The organism is Paenibacillus camelliae (genome assembly GCF_023715345.1).
GTDB classification, from domain to species: Bacteria; Bacillota; Bacilli; order Paenibacillales; family Paenibacillaceae; genus Pristimantibacillus; species Pristimantibacillus camelliae.
This window is the reverse complement of sequence record NZ_JAMBNY010000106.1, coordinates 1-224: the sequence shown is the minus strand read 5'-3', so window position 1 is coordinate 224 and position 224 is coordinate 1. Positions and strand designations below refer to the sequence as shown.

The window sequence follows — 224 nt, the reverse complement described above, 5'->3', positions numbered from 1 at the left end:
GTTGTAAATCTTCTTTGGTGGAGCCAAGCGGGATCGAACCGCTGACCTCCTGCTTGCAAGGCAGGCGCTCTCCCAGCTGAGCTATGGCCCCATAATATAATATAAAGTTGTAGATGGTGGGCCTTAGTGGACTCGAACCACCGACCTCACCCTTATCAGGGGTGCGCTCTAACCAGCTGAGCTAAAGGCCCTTATTAGCCACCGCTTGGCGACGTCCTACTCTC

General features: G+C 54.0%; 2 tRNA genes. Both read right to left on the bottom strand.

Going from position 1 to position 224, the window contains the following annotated elements:
* Positions 1-15: 15 nt before the first annotated feature.
* A tRNA-Ala gene (locus M3180_RS22625) sits at positions 16-91 on the bottom strand.
* A 23-nt stretch (positions 92-114) separates the two neighbouring features.
* A tRNA-Ile gene (locus M3180_RS22620) sits at positions 115-191 on the bottom strand.
* Positions 192-224: the final 33 nt, after the last annotated feature.